General features: G+C 49.5%; 12 protein-coding genes. 1 reads left to right on the top strand and 11 read right to left on the bottom strand.

Features of this window, described 5'->3' with window-relative positions; translation table 11 throughout:
• Window positions 1–225: 225 nt before the first annotated feature.
• The 10 genes from nhaA to pstS (SQ11_RS12260) all read right to left on the bottom strand — a co-directional run bounded on the left by nhaA (window position 226) and on the right by pstS (SQ11_RS12260) (window position 13,036).
• Window positions 226–2,070: a Na+/H+ antiporter NhaA gene (nhaA, locus tag SQ11_RS12305; protein WP_052494215.1), complete on the bottom strand. Its 1,845-nt coding sequence runs from the start codon at window positions 2,068–2,070 to the stop codon at window positions 226–228.
• A 240-nt stretch (window positions 2,071–2,310) separates the two neighbouring features.
• On the bottom strand, window positions 2,311–4,689 hold the full coding sequence (locus SQ11_RS12300) for an AAA family ATPase (protein ID WP_041514432.1): 2,379 nt from the start codon (window positions 4,687–4,689) through the stop codon (window positions 2,311–2,313).
• 385 nt (window positions 4,690–5,074) lie between these two features.
• A complete protein-coding gene (locus SQ11_RS12295; protein WP_198140868.1) occupies window positions 5,075–6,349 on the bottom strand; it encodes a DUF3800 domain-containing protein in 1,275 nt (424 codons plus the stop codon).
• 614 nt (window positions 6,350–6,963) lie between these two features.
• Window positions 6,964–7,170, bottom strand: a complete 207-nt coding sequence (locus SQ11_RS18265) for a transposase (RefSeq protein WP_198140867.1) — start codon at window positions 7,168–7,170, stop codon at window positions 6,964–6,966.
• A 213-nt stretch (window positions 7,171–7,383) separates the two neighbouring features.
• On the bottom strand, window positions 7,384–8,076 hold the full coding sequence (locus SQ11_RS12285) for a hypothetical protein (RefSeq protein ID WP_041514430.1): 693 nt from the start codon (window positions 8,074–8,076) through the stop codon (window positions 7,384–7,386).
• A gap of 91 nt (window positions 8,077–8,167) precedes the next feature.
• A complete protein-coding gene (gene pstS, locus SQ11_RS12280; protein ID WP_041514429.1) occupies window positions 8,168–9,217 on the bottom strand; it encodes a phosphate ABC transporter substrate-binding protein PstS in 1,050 nt (349 codons plus the stop codon).
• A 22-nt stretch (window positions 9,218–9,239) separates the two neighbouring features.
• Window positions 9,240–10,001, bottom strand: coding sequence for a phosphate ABC transporter ATP-binding protein PstB (gene pstB, locus SQ11_RS12275; RefSeq protein WP_232297995.1), 762 nt, complete (start codon window positions 9,999–10,001; stop codon window positions 9,240–9,242).
• A 76-nt stretch (window positions 10,002–10,077) separates the two neighbouring features.
• Window positions 10,078–10,974 carry a phosphate ABC transporter permease PstA gene (gene pstA / locus SQ11_RS12270; protein ID WP_041514427.1) on the bottom strand — a complete coding sequence of 299 codons (897 nt, stop codon included), beginning with the start codon at window positions 10,972–10,974 and terminating at the stop codon, window positions 10,078–10,080.
• Window positions 10,971–11,966, bottom strand: a complete 996-nt coding sequence (gene pstC / locus SQ11_RS12265; RefSeq protein WP_198140866.1) for a phosphate ABC transporter permease subunit PstC — start codon at window positions 11,964–11,966, stop codon at window positions 10,971–10,973. Before pstC ends, pstA begins: the two co-directional genes overlap by 4 nt.
• 47 nt (window positions 11,967–12,013) lie before the next feature.
• Window positions 12,014–13,036 carry a phosphate ABC transporter substrate-binding protein PstS gene (pstS, locus tag SQ11_RS12260; protein WP_041514426.1) on the bottom strand — a complete coding sequence of 341 codons (1,023 nt, stop codon included), beginning with the start codon at window positions 13,034–13,036 and terminating at the stop codon, window positions 12,014–12,016.
• 184 nt (window positions 13,037–13,220) lie between these two features.
• Here pstS (SQ11_RS12260) and ppk2 point away from each other — a divergent pair, with 184 nt between their 5' ends.
• Window positions 13,221–14,141 (top strand): polyphosphate kinase 2, encoded by a 921-nt coding sequence (ppk2, locus tag SQ11_RS12255; RefSeq protein WP_041514425.1) that lies wholly within the window; start codon window positions 13,221–13,223, stop codon window positions 14,139–14,141.
• Window positions 14,142–14,173: 32 nt separating this feature from the next.
• Here ppk2 and SQ11_RS17330 read toward each other — a convergent pair whose 3' ends face one another.
• Entirely contained in the window at window positions 14,174–14,686 is a 513-nt protein-coding gene (locus tag SQ11_RS17330; RefSeq protein ID WP_156972492.1) for a hypothetical protein, read from the bottom strand.
• Between the last annotated feature and the right edge of the window lie 102 nt (window positions 14,687–14,788).

The following is a 14,788-nucleotide window of genomic DNA, read 5'->3' as shown; positions in this document are numbered from 1 at the left end:
AAGGTGCGATCTCGGGAATGCTATCTAGATGCGTATAAACAAAAAATCCTAAACTGCTAATTTACCGGGCCATAAAATCATTATAGGTTCATTTTTAACTCCTTGTAGATGAATGATTGCAAGTCATGGCTCTTAATAGCGGATACGGCTTTGCCGACCCCAACAAGGAATCACGCTGAAGAAGGAGTAATGCCCTGAACACAAATATCATCCAAATCGCATAATCTACAAACCGCCGTTTCGTCTGCGCTGGCCGTCCGCATTCCACAAGATAGCTACGCCGATGATTGCCGATGCTATTGAGGCGGCAAACACCGCGATCTTGGCCGCAGCGAAATCGGTCTCTGTCGGGAATGCCTGGCTGGCGATAAACAGCGACATGGTGAAGCCGATCCCGGCCAGTGCGCCGGCTCCGATTAATTGTCGCCACGAATATTCGTCAGGCTTGGTGGCAATTCCGAGCCACACTGCGATTGCCGAGGCCGACACCAATCCTAGCGGCTTGCCGATCACCAATCCTACGATAATCGCAAGCATAAGAGGTTCATGGCCGGTGAATGCATCCGCCGTAATCGCGACTCCCGCATTGGCCAGGGCAAACAGCGGCAGCACAACGTAGCTCGAACGGCCACCCGCGGTTCGCAGCAGACGATCGGCGGGCGACTCCAGGCGATCGTGGATAGCGTCGAGCGCTCGAATAGCCGGAAGAGAAGGACCGTGCCGCAAGACCTCGCCGCTACGCCGTGCTTCGGTAGTCAGGATCGCGTCCGCTTGGACCATCAACGCCGTCAGATTCGGAGGCGGCCTCGTCGGAATGAACAGCGCCAGGATCACGCCCGCCATGGTGGCGTGAAGTCCGCTTGCAAGCACGCAGGCCCAGAGCACGACGCCCAGAAGGACATAGGGCGTGACGTTATAGATGCGGATGCGGTTGAAGAGAGCCAGCGCCGCAACAGTGGCCGCGGCGCCCGCGAGATAGCCGAAGCTTATCGTGCTGGAGTAAAAGATCGCTACCACGACGATTGCACCGATGTCGTCGACGATAGCCGCTGCCGTCAGGAAGACGCGCAGCTCGGCGGGCACGCGGTTTCCCATCATCACGATCAGCGCCACGGCAAATGCCGTGTCGGTCGCCATCGGAACGCCCCACCCGCGCGACCAGTCTCCTGCGGGAGTCAGCAGAACGTAAAGGATAGCGGGCACCACCATGCCCCCGACAGCCGCAGCAACCGGCAGGGCTCCCGATCGTACGCTGGCGAGGCGGCCGACTGTAAACTCGCGTTTGATTTCCAGCCCGACGACCAAGAAGAAGATTGTCAGCAAGCCATCGTTGACCCAATGGAGCAAGGACATCTTGAATTCGGCGCCGCCGATTGAAATGCTCAGATACTGCTCCCACAGCGCCAGGAAGCCGGCATCAAGACTGGAATTTGTCAATGCCACAGCGAGTATCGTCGCCAGTAGAAGCAGGACGCCCGCCGAAGGCGCCCAACCGGCAAAGTCAAGTGCTAAGCCCTGCAATCTGTGGCTTGGGCCACCAAGCATCGCATCGGTGAAAGAACTTTCATCCCAAGGGCCATCATAGCGGCGGCCATTGATAAAGAACGTCGGCGTGACCAAGGCGTGGCTGACCTGGGCGCTCTTTATGTCGGCCTGGACGCGCGTCTTGGCCCGTGCGTCGGCTTCCCTCGCGTCATCAATGTCAGGCAGAGGCACGCCCAGATCACTGGCAACGGCAATCAAATCATCTTCCGTCAACGCTGCCGAACGTGTCATCAACGCAATGTGCGCGTCCCAGAAGGTTTTAGTGTCTTTCGCATGCTCCACTAACTCGGCAGCCCTGAGCGCAATATCGCTTCCCGTTAACGGGTAGTGGCGGAAGACGTAACGAAGGCGATCACCCAACTGATCCCGAACCTGCGCGATTCTTTCATTCGCAGCGCGGCAATGCGGGCACGCGTAGCTCCCGTACTCCACCAGAGTGATTTCAGTGTTCTCCGGGCCGAGCGTATGGTCGTAATCGTTATCGACGGGGCGATCGAGCTTGCTGCTTAACTTCACCTGCGACACCGAATGACCTCCATCCTATGTGAATATTCGCAATCACTCCTCGTGGGCCGAGTGGCGGGTGAAATATTATACATAGTAGATGGGGAAACCTGAGGCGGTGGTGTGGTCAATATTATTCAAGGCTGGGGGGAGTTGATCAACGCTGTGTTCTTCATCCGTCGCATGATGGTGAGATTATCCCCATAGAATAACTTGTTCATTGTCGGGCGATTTGTCCGGGTATGTTGCAGGAATTGAATTTCATTTGAATGTGGCTGTCCCGATTTCGGTAGAGGGATTAATCGAAACTGGTTGGGGTTGGGAAGAATCGATTAGTGAATCTTCTCGGCAGATATTGCATAATCGGCGGTAATGGTCCTCATCTAAAGCGGACATCATTTTTAGCAAAATATCGGCGGCATTCTTGGTTTCTTCAATAGTCATTGAAGAGAAAGTTATGAGATCATCAAGGTTATCGGCGTGGGACTCAAGTTGAACGAGTCGATCCAATGCATGAATACACCCTTCATCCAGACCATGGTTAAACTTGGTGGCGATCGTCGCCACTTTGCTGCTCAGTCCATCAGATCCAGGAAGTTTGAACGCCAAAAAAATCTCTAGCACTTTCCGCATGGCATTAGGCATTACATAGAGATATCCCGTTAAGCCATCCGGTGATTGAGCGAATTGTCTTACCAAATAAAAGAGGTATTGATATTCCGACTCATAGTCCCGTATGTACTTGGGAAGTTCTTTTATGGATGATGATAGACCATCATCTCCGTTCTTCTGAATCGCATCTAGAAACAAAAGAGTCGCGGTGGGAGTTGTTGTACTATCTCTTGGATAAGCTTTATTTTTCAACCATTTTTTGGCTTCGTTCATAAAATGAAGATTATGAGTCAGAAGAAACAGCTGATTCACATCCCCTAGCGCAGCTTTAAGGATGCTAAATGAGTAATTCAAAGCCTTCGTATCCAGGCTCGAAACCGGATCATCAATCACTACGATGAGATTCTGACGTTTCCGCCCTTCGGCTTCCAACGTCGACAAGAAGTAGCACAATGCAATTGCGGTCTTCTCGCCCTCGCTCAATGATCCCTTCACTGGCTCGCCGCTTCTACGAAGCTCATAGCCATCCTCAAGTGCAGCAACTTCAAGTTCAGTACGACCTAGATAATTGCGAATCATCTTGCTGATTTTCTCCGCAGCAGGACCGTGCTTCCGCATATCTTTTTTTAGCTGTTCTTCTTCTTCTAGTAGGGATATATATTCAGCCTCGATACAATCTAGCTCTGTTTTCGTATTTTTTTCGTCTTTCTGATAGGCTAAATAATCCATTTGGCTGAGCGATAGATAATGCTCTTTTAACCTCTTTTTCGCAGCCGCTTTTACGTTGTCAAAGTTGCTATATTCCACGTTATGCTTCGTAATGATATTATTTAGATCGACGATTTGTCGGGCGATTGATTCGTCTCTTGACGAAATCCTGGGTGTTGTATCAAGTGTGCCCAAATCAATGCGCGAGTTGGGTGCCTCCAGTTTTTGTGCGAGTAATCCTAGAATCATTTGAGCGGTTTCCGACACGGCCTTTAATGAGTTTTTTAGGCTGCTGGCAGCTGTCTCCGACTCGGAACGTAATGACGGTGAGAGATCGTTAATTGAGGGAATGGTCTTTTCCATTGCCACACAAGAATCCCAAAGCCTTTGAGTTTCAGCTTTTAGGGTTGTAATTGCATGGGTAAACTTATTGAATTCGCCATTAATGATGTCCTGTAGGCTTTGGAGTCTATTTTTCGTCAAGCCATTCCCACAGAATAAGCAGGATGATAGACCATGATTCTCGTGATAGATCAGTCCATCTTGGATCCAGGTGAGCATCAAGTCATGGCTGCGAAGATCTTCAACAACTATGTCACCAATTGTATTATTCAAAACAGATTGGACTCTGTTAACCAGATTCCATGTGTTCAAATCTAAGTCATCAAGTAAATCTAGCTTTCCAAATGGCGTTTTCTGCATTGCCGTCTGGTGCGCTATTCGTCGCTCATCTTCCGATAATTTGTGAGCTTCACCATATGTCACCGAATAATCGCTTGCAAGGTTAGGTGCTTCATAGCTACGTCCTACAAGCGAAAGATGGTCACTTATGCTTTTGGCTGTAATGCGCTTATAGTCCGCAAATGCCTTGTTCTTATTCGTATGATCTTTTCTGGCGGTGGTGCGTTGTATTTCCATTTCGTTTTTCTTGGTACTCACTTTCTTCAAATGCTTTGCTAATTCCACTTGCTCTCGGCCTAAATGAAAGATAGGGTTGGCCGTGCCTTCCTTCCACTTGAAATTATCTTCAACAAAGTCCACATTGAAGACGAGAAGACGATCCTTTAAGGCACTATAGTCTCCGGTACTCTTAAGGGTTACTCCATCACTCAGCTGAATGTCGAACATTCCACCATCGGGTAAATCTGTTCGTAATACACCTGCTTCGAGGCTACCGAATACTCGAGAAAGAGTCGTTTTCCCCGAGCCATTAAACCCATAAATAAGATTGTATCTAAGTAACCTAATGGTCTGAGGAATTGAACAATTCTTGAAGACACCTAGTTTCTTTAACGTAAATTTTTGAATTGATTGCGACATGAAAAATGGTTTTCTGGTAATGAGAAATAATTACTCCTTAAGTAAGAAGAACGACAAAATTTCTCACTACTTGAGGCATGCTCCATTAACTTGTCCAGTTTCGGTTGAGTCAGAGCATCACAATCGTTTTATAGGTGGTCTTCTGGTTGAATCAATCGATTATGATTTCTGGCTTTACAGTGGAGGAGGCATGACCTTTCCGATCATTCGAACATGATATCCTGTGCGGATCAGTGGAATTAAATCCGCTTCTCTTGCTCCCTCGTTTCACGATATAGTGAAATTTTTCTTTCATTCTTTTCAATAATGACGGGACCGTAACGTCAGGTGCCTTTTTTGCATGGTATCTTTCGAACACTTGAAATAACTGTAATCCGTTTTGAGGCTAAAGATGAATTAATGCTGTCGCATCCAGCCCTGGTATTCTTGACTTATCAGGTTCAAGTTCGAGTGTCTTGATGATAGTATCGGCCATCGCATCTTTGATCTTACGATCCCCATGATGGTTTAGTCGTCTATTAAAAGCACCCGCTAATAAATCTGCTAATTGAATTAAATGGTTCTTTTTAGAGGATACTGTTTGCAAGGTAGACAGTATGAGTTTTCGATCATAATTGCTTCTAAATCTTGCGGTGACACGTTCTTTCATCTCTGATAAGGTGAAGCCATCAAGGGATTGAGCTTCATCAATGGTCAATTCGATATCACGGGGTAAATCAACTCTTCCACTAGAGACTTCATGTTGCGCACCGTGTACAAGCATGTGTTCATAAAGCCTGATTACAATATCCTCTATCTTTCTATTTGTTTTTGATTTTTCAATAGCGATTATCTTGAAACTAAGGAATTCTCGATTTTCCTGAATTACATTCAAATAATCTTTTAGAGGAGGTAAATCATTATTGCTAAGGCTTGAAAAATGAATTTCCTGCTTGACCCAAGGTGATTGCTTTTTCCACAAATCAATCGCCTGTGTCACTTTGAAAACTGAGTAGCCAGATAATACCCAAACGGCAGCAACAATTACAAAATCACCATTTTTTCCGGTCTCATCCGCAAAGATAGAAATGATATTACGATGGATTACATCCTCAAGTACTGCATCATGCATTGTTTCTTCTCGACGCTTCCGGTGCCGACGAATCTTTTCTTCAGCATTAAAAAGACCATATTGATTTTGGATTTTTGCTCTTGCCCTAACTATGTAATGTAATCGTTCTAGTTTGAAAAGATTTTGTGGAAGAATACCTTTTGCACTGTATATGTCGGGTTGGAATATTTCCCAATATTTCAATGCAAGTACAACGTCGCTATTGCGAGCTTGAGGATAAAGATTCAGTAACCAAGCTATTTTTGTTTTAAGAGTTGAAAAATTATTGCTTGCAAGCAACGAAAGTAGATGCTTTTTTTCTCTTTCCAGCCGGTTTATTTTTTTTATCTTTAATTTATGTTTTTCCTTAATTCTTTCATCTTCAGATATTAACGCATCAGTTTTACTTTGAATGATACCTTCATCTGTTGAAGTCAATACTGCATCATCTATATTTTTCTTCATAAAACAATCGTCCAGCAATTCAAGTAATGCAAGCTGGGTTTCAGGGGACCAGCTTGTCAGTTTGGCAAGAGGCTTTCTGGCAAGACCACGTAGGCTACCGACCAAGGTTCGAGCCTGGGGCTATAATATCAAAATAATTATTGGTTTTATAAGAAGCTCCATACTTCGTGCTCTCGGCGCTTAAGCCCGCTGTGCAATCCTCTGGAGACCACCTTTGGTCCCATTTTTCGTTACTCCTATTTTTCATAATGTCAGTGACCCCATCCACTGCTGAGTTCGCTGCTTTAACATATCATTGAGTAGTGGCGATTACCTTATGGCCGATAATCTTCTGAATACGGAATACATCCATGTCAGCGTTTGCCAGGGTTGAATCAGAAATGTGCCTGAAGCACTCCAGGTGTTTGGGCCTGTGTGTCGAAAGGTGAACCAGGTGGGATATTACAGAGAAAGATCAATGGGGTCAGACTCGATTGATCTTGAATTGTTCTGATTTCCTATCCCCACCCTTGGCCGTGGGCTCCACCCGCCGCTTCAATTTCTCTTGAATACTACGCTTGAACTGGTCATTTCCCAGTACCCAAGCTTTGTTTGTTGCTTCTCTGATTGCGTTAATGCTCTCTTCAGATATATGCTATTTAAACAACAGCCGGTATCCGCATCGGCACTCCTCGTCATTATTTCCTAAACACAGGTATTCAGGATGTGAAGTTACCAAATCATTGATCTGGTTTAAGGCATTGTAGCCATAACTCGACCAATGGTATTCGGATGGATGCGCTACCATGCCTGCACGCACTGGATTGAGTTCTATGTGGCATGCAATGATTGAAATATTGTACATAGTAACGCCCCAGTATTTGCAAAGCTTTACTCAAGCTTTGCTCTTCGTGGGGCGTGATAAGTAAGTGTACGTGGTTAGTCATTAATTAGTACATAGGCGTGGATATCACAACCATGCTTTACACAAGCCAACCGCAATTTATCAAGATAGAACCGATAATCCGCCTCTATACAGAAATCTCAGTCCGATTATTGCCGCGTAAAATTATGTGTTGCGGTTGGCCGGGAAGGATAAATCTGGGCAAGCGGGCCATTACGATTCTCTATTTCAAGGAAGCGCCCCCTATATCGCATCGTTAGTTTTGCTTTACATTTTTTTTTGCAACAGAATCTTTGAGAAGGAACTCCGACGATGATTGTGCTTCGAGGAAGGCAGCATATTTTTTCTTGATTTTTGGCAGTTGGAATAGCGCGGCTAATCCGTTTTTTGGTGTGCGTCGAATAACTGATGCCGGGTTAAAGAAAGCGACTAAATTGTCGGCCGATAGCACGAATGGCGGTAGACCCTCCCGCATCAAGAGAAAACTGACGATGAGCGAAGCGCTACGGTGGTTCCCCTCAATAAACAGCTGAGGCTTGCTGAGAATGTACACAAAAACACCCGCTGCCCGCTTCCATGCCGATTTGTCGCGGTGCAAGTTGTACCACTCCAGCAGGCCGCGCATGGCCCCCTCATCGTTAGCAAAGAACCGTGAAGTGGTCATGGCTATGTGCTGGGAAAATTCTTTGCGTTTCTCAGGATCGACCCCACACAATACCGTCGCATTGATCTCGATTATCCAGTCGATCTGCTGTAGATCGAACAAATCGACACCATCAACGACAAGTCGATCAATTAGCGCATAGCCCTGTAACATATTACTGCAAACGACATCGTTGAAAGGGTCACGCGGTTCATCAAGTTGGTTATTTAGCAACTCGAAGTGTGCCTGCACTTTCTCCAGGGAATTTCTGATGGCGTCCAGGTCGAGGATACGACAGGAATTCATGGCATCGGCCAGCAAAAGAGTACTATTGGAAAATTATCCGGAACACCGATCACGGTCGCGCGTTCTATCCCCCGCGCTATGGCGGATGTGGCTAGGGACTAGTATGTACCCTGGCCAACGCCTCGTTGCTGCGCTTCGCGACTTCGGCTGGCAAGCGTATGTACCCCAACTCGCCGCTAAAGTTCTGACCTTCCTGCAGACTCCAGGTTATGAAGCGCTTCAGCGCCCCACCCTTAATTTTGTCGCTATAATGCTCCTTAAGCAGCAGCCACGTAAATGACACCAAAGGGTATGAATCGGCTCCCACAGGATCAGGTATGTAAGCGCGCATGTCAGCAGGAATGCGTCCGATATTTGCTGCCAGCGTTGCCACGCCAATACGCTCGCTCGGCGCGACGAAACTTCCTTCCTTATTTTCCAGGTGCGCTACCTTCAGGTCAAGGCGCTTGGCAAAGTTGTATTCGACATAGCCAATCGATCCCACGCTGCGTTGCACCAGCGATGAAACGCCTTCATTGCCGCGGGCAAACATCGCATTGCGGGGCCATCTGACCAGTTTGCCGGTGCCGGGACCGTCGTGCCATTCTGGACTCGCGGTGCTTAGATGATTGGATAGTACAAATGTCGTGCCGCTGCTGTCTTGGCGCACGGCCAGCAAGATTTCACGATCAGGCAGATTGAGCCCGGGATTAGTGGCCTGGATGCGGGCATCGTTCCAGCGCGTGATCTTGCCCAGCAATATTGCGGCATAGGTGTTCCGGTCCAGCTTCAGCAGCCCGTTCAATCCCGGCAAATTGTAAGCGAGTGCCACCATGCCAGCGGTAACCGGCACCATTACCGCCCCATGCTGCGCAGTAGCAATCTGTGCATCGGTCATGGCGGCATCGCTGGCGCCAAAGTCCACGGTATTGGCAAGAAAACGCTTTACCCCTTCGCCACTGCCGACTTCAGCGTACTTGATTATTGTCCCTGGCTCAACCTTGCGGTAAGCGGCAATCCATGCTTTATACAATGGCGCCGGAAAAGTCGCCCCCGCGCCGCTGAGGACCAGGGACTCCGTGTTGCTTTGCGCTTGCACTGGCAGTGCTGCCAACGAGGCGAGTGTCAGGATAGCGCCAACAACGCCGATTTGAACCTTCATATCCTTTTCTCCTCGCAGAGGCTCAGCTGAATTGGCCGCTAATATAGTCTTTAGTCAGCTTCTCGCGCGGGTTTTCGAAGATCTGATAGGTAGGCCCAAACTCCACCAGGTAGCCGGTACGACTTCCTTCCGAGATGTCAACGGAGAAGAATGCGGTGGTATCCGCAACGCGCGTCGCCTGCTGCATGTTATGGGTCACCAGGGCGATGGTGTAATCCTTCTTCAACTCGACCATTAACTCCTCGACTCGGCGAGTGGCGATTGGGTCTAGCGCAGAACAGGGCTCGTCCATCAACAGTACCTGGGGCTGGGTGGCAATGGCACGAGCGATGCACAAGCGCTGTTGCTGCCCGCCGGAAAGCGCCAGGCCGCTGACCTTAAGTTTATCCTTGACCTCATCCCACAATGCTGCACCCTGCAGTGCCTGCTTTACCCGGTCACCAATATCGCCCTTATAACGATTGAGGCGCAAACCGAAGGCAACGTTGTCGAAAATGCTCATTGAAAAAGGATTGGGCTGCTGGAACACCATGCCGATGTAACGGCGCACGACCACAGGATCTACGCCCTTGCCATAGACGTCCTGCCCAAGGAACTGCACATATCCATCGAAGCGAAAGCCCTCAACCAGGTCGTTCATGCGGTTAAGGCTGCGCAGCACGGTGCTCTTGCCACAGCCGGATGGTCCAATGAAACCGGTGATTTTGTTCTTTTCAATTGGCACATGGCTGTCACGTACGGCCAAAAAGTTGCCATAGAAAATCTTGTCCAATTTGCAGTCCATCACCAATGTAGCTGACTGGATATCAGGAGTTGCCTGCTGCTGCATTGTTGAGCTCATAATTCCGTCACTCCCTTGCTCAAAACTTAGGTTTGCCGAAAATTCGGCTGACGATATTAACGATTAGCACGATCATCACTAATACCAGCGAAGCTGCCCATGCAAGTTCAAGCTGGTTGTCGAAGGGCATGCCGGAGAAATTGTAAATCAGCACGGCCATCGAAGCCGTAGGGCTCATGACGGCCAGATGGCCTTCCTGCAGCAACCAATAGTTGCTGAATAGCGCCGTAAAAAGCAGGGGCGCAGTCTCTCCAGCTGCCCGTGCAATCGCCAGCATCACGCCGGTGAGAATGGCGGGCATTCCGGTCGGCAGCACAATCTGCCAGATCACCTGCGTATGGGTGCAGCCCATGCCATAGGCGGCGTCCTTCATGACTTTTGGAACCATTCTCATGGCTTCCTCGGCCGTCAAAACGACAATGGGCAGCATCAATACCGCAAGCGCCACACCGCCAGCGGGCGCTGAATAGGTGCCGGTGGTAATCACCACCAATGCGTAGGCGAAGACTCCGGCCAGGATCGAGGGTACGCCGGTCAGCGTCTTTGCCGCGAAGCGGGCGGCCGTAGCCAGTTTACTGCTGGGCCCCAGTTCGGCCAGGAAAATGGCGGCCATAATGCCTACCGGGATTGCGATCAGCGCGGCAATACCCACCATGAAGAAAGTACCGACGAGCGCGTTACCGAAGCCCCCGTCCATCTCGAAACCGGCCGGCGGAAGCTCGGTGAAAACTTCCATGTTAAGACGTGCGCCGCCCTGGGTAATCAACATGTACAACACGGAAAGCAAGGGCACGCTAGTCAGTATCGCAAGGAACCATACGAGGCCACTCAGCACCATGCTGCGTAATGCCCGGCCTTCAAACTTGCGCTGCAGACTCGGAGTTGCCCTGGAGGGGGGAGGCTGCGTATCACTCATGCTTTTACCCCGCGCTGGGCGTACATGATCATCATCGAGCCGAGGATATTGACCATCAAAGTAATCACCATAAGAACCAGAGCGGCATACATCAGCACTCCAATTTCATTCGGCCCTGCTTCGGGGAAATTCAATGCCAGCAGGGCGGCCAGCGTATTCGCGGGTGCGAACAAAGAAAGCGAAATCTGGTTCGAATTACCTACCAACATGGCGAGTGCCATTGTTTCACCCAGCGCGCGGCCCAGACCCAGTACCAGGGAGCCGAAAATACCGGTAGCCGCCGTCGGCACCATGACCTTAAGAATGGCTTCCCAGTGAGTAGCCCCCATGCCATAGGCGGCCTGCTTGGTCTTTAGGGGAACCGAACGCAAAGCATCCTGAGACACGGCGGCAATTGTTGGCAGAATCATGATGGCAAGCACCAAAGCGGCGGGTAGCAGGCCAGGGCCGCTTAGCGTAGAGCTGAAAAATGGGATCCAACCAAAAGACTCATTCAGCACATCAGTGAGTGGGCGGATGAACGGAATCACGACGAAAATCCCCCACAGTCCGTATACCACGCTGGGTATCGCTGCAAGCAGCTCGACGATGGTGCGGAAAACTGCGGCCAAGCGCGCGGGCAGAAAATCCTGTGTCAAGAAAATCGCCATGCTAATTCCGAAGAAACCACCGATTAGCAGGGCAATCAAAGAACTATAGAGCGTTCCCCAGATAGCCGGCAGAATGCCGAACTGTTGTTGACCCACATCCCAGACCGTACCGGTGAGCATGTCTAGTCCGTATTTCTGGATGCCTGGAATCGCCTTAACACCGATTTCCAGAACCAACGCCACCACCAGGGCCAGAACGACAAAAACGCCCAAGCGCGCGAACATGCGGAATGTCCGATCAATGAGTAGAGTGGACGACGAGGGGGGTTGGCAGATGGAATCCGTATCAACATCAAGGGCAAAAGGCTTTTCCATAGCGTCCCGCTTAATTTTATAAGTCATTCTTGGATCCGGAGTTGCGACACGACCTCGGATCCGCGTGGAACTGCTTACTTGATGTTGGCAGCAGCCTTGCGAACTTGTTCAACAACCGACTGCGGCAACGGAATGTAGCCTAACGCGTCCGCTATCTTCTGTCCTTCGGTGAGGCCAAATTCGACCATGTCGCGCATGGCTCTGGCCTTATGCGCATCGTTGTTGTTCTTGCGGAAGATCATCCATGTATAGGTAACGATGGGGTAAGCATTGGCACCCTCTGGATCGGGTGCCCAAGCGATCATATCTTCAGGGATCTTGATGGCGGCCAGGGTTTCGGCACTATTACCCGGAGCCACAAATTTACCTTCCTTGTTCTGTAATAGCGCGGACTCGACCTTGGCTAGTTTTGCGTAGCTGTATTCAATGTAGCCGATAGCGCCCGGTGTCTGGCGTACCGTAGCGGTCACTCCATCGTTCTTTGGAGATTTTATGAATTTGTTGGTTGTTGGCCAATTCACGGTATTGCCTTCGCCAAGCGAACTCTTGAATTCGGCATTGATGGCCGACAGATGTTTAGTGAAAACTGCGGTCGTGCCACTGGAATCGGCGCGTACTACTACGGTAATCGGCACGTCGGGTAGCTTTACGCCAGGATTGGCTGCAGCAATCTTGGGATCGTTCCATTTAGTGATCTTGCCAAGAAAGATGTTGGGGTAAACATCACGGGGCAGCTTTAGTCCTTTGGGGTTACCCGGAAGATTGTAGGTGACGATGATTTCTCCTGCGGTCATCGGCAGAAGTTGCACACCTTCAGAAACCTTGGCCATGTCTTCCGTTTTCATCGCCGAATCGCTCGCAGCAAAATCGACCGTCTTATTCAGGAAGTCCTGTACGCCGGCGCCGCTGCCCTTGGACTGATAATCCACGACGAGATCAGGGTTTGCTTTGTTGAGGTTCTTAAACCAGCTGAGGTAGATCGGCGCAGGGAAACTCGCGCCGGAACCAGTCAGCCGAACTTTGTCTGCGAAAGCGGGAGAGGATAGGGCTAGCGTAGCGACAGCAACAACAAGGGTGGATAGAAGTGGCTTTTTCATGGATTCTCACCTATGCATGATAGCCTTCGGATTCTATGCAGTATTTGTTACGCAAATATTACAATTTGCACAAAAAAACACCAATTTGACCATTCACAAAAAATCAGGAAATGTAATATTTTCTTAATTCGAAAACATTAATATGCTGCATATTGGCGAATACTTTTAGGGGATTTGTACCTTAATGGACAATGAGGGCATCTTTGATCTGCACCGGCGCTTAGAGCAGGAAATACTTGACAGCTATGACGAGGAGCTGGAGCTGGAACTCGATGATAGTCGTTTTGATGGGATCGCCGCAGAACATTATTTGCCAGATGTAGCGTCCAAGATAACGCGTCAGCGATATTTTCGAGAGCTGCTTCGTCTACAGGGTGAACTGGTAAAACTGCAGGATTGGGTGGTAGCCAACCAGCATCGCATGGTGATCTTGTTCGAGGGCCGCGACGCTGCCGGCAAGGGTGGTGTCATTAAGCGTATTACCCAGCGGTTAAATCCGCGCATCGTGCGAACTGTTGCCTTGCCGGCACCCAACGACCGCGAAAAAACCCAATGGTACTTCCAGCGTTACGTCACTCACTTACCGGCGGCTGGCGAAATTGTCTTATTCGATCGCAGTTGGTATAACCGGGCTGGTGTCGAAAGGGTTATGGGCTTTTGCTCCGATGATGAGTATGACGAATTTTTTCGCTCCACTCCTGAATTCGAGCGGATGTTGGTTCGTTCGGGCATCCAGCTCGTCAAATACTGGTTCTCGATCACTGACGACGAGCAGTATCTACGTTTCCTTGGCCGCATCCACGATCCGTTGAAACAGTGGAAACTGAGCCCAATGGATCTGCAATCCCGCGTGCGCTGGGAAAAATATACCGAAGCGAAAGAAGTCATGCTGGAACGCACTCACATCTCCGAGGCACCTTGGTGGATAGTTCAGGCCACTGACAAGAAAGCGGCGCGTATCAATTGCATTAATCATTTACTCAATTTGGTACCTTATGAAGAACTCGTACGACCTAAGATTGAGTTGCCCTCGAGGGAACGCCACCCAGAGTACACACGCAATCCGGTTCCGCCGGAAATGATTGTCCCGGAAATTTTTCCCTGACTACCTTTTCGGCATCCCCCAACAAATTGAGATTAGGCGTGTTTAAGCGTGGCCACAGCCTCCAGCACTTTCTCTATCCAGTGCTCGTCGTGAGGATGGATAACCAGAACCCGGAAGCCGAGTTCGTCTCCCTCCATCTTTACGCCCTCCGAGTCATCGACATGAAGGTCGATACCGAACGCCGGCGGAAACTTCGAAGGTAAACGCTTCAGGTGGTTCCGATTTACCGCGCGGTGGTGATGGTTTCCATTAACGACGCCGTCGATGCGAATTCCGTGAAGTAGGAACCAGCGTTTGATATAAGCGGGCGATCGTCCAGAACTCGTATATATCCAGACGCTACAGTCACGGTGACGCAACTCACGAAATAACCCTTTGGTTCCACGGCGTAACGGTTCGCCCAGCCAGTGATGAACGAACGTAGGAAACAGGCTTGTTTCAATCGGTACTTTGCAGCAATGGCTGGTCAGTGTGTCGTCGAGGTCAAACGATACACGAATCCGATATTGCCATCGAGAGGTATTCGTGATGTTGGATGACCTCATAATTTCGGATGTTTACTTTCGGACGTTATTGGTCAATGGAAAACGGATCGATAGGTCTTGAATACTTCGCTTGAACCAGTCATTTCCCAGACCCATTGGAAC

This window comes from Nitrosospira sp. NpAV, from assembly GCF_000832065.1.
Taxonomy (GTDB): Bacteria; Pseudomonadota; Gammaproteobacteria; order Burkholderiales; family Nitrosomonadaceae; genus Nitrosospira.
Note: the sequence above shows the minus strand (reverse complement) of the source record. Positions and strands in the feature narration are given on the sequence as shown.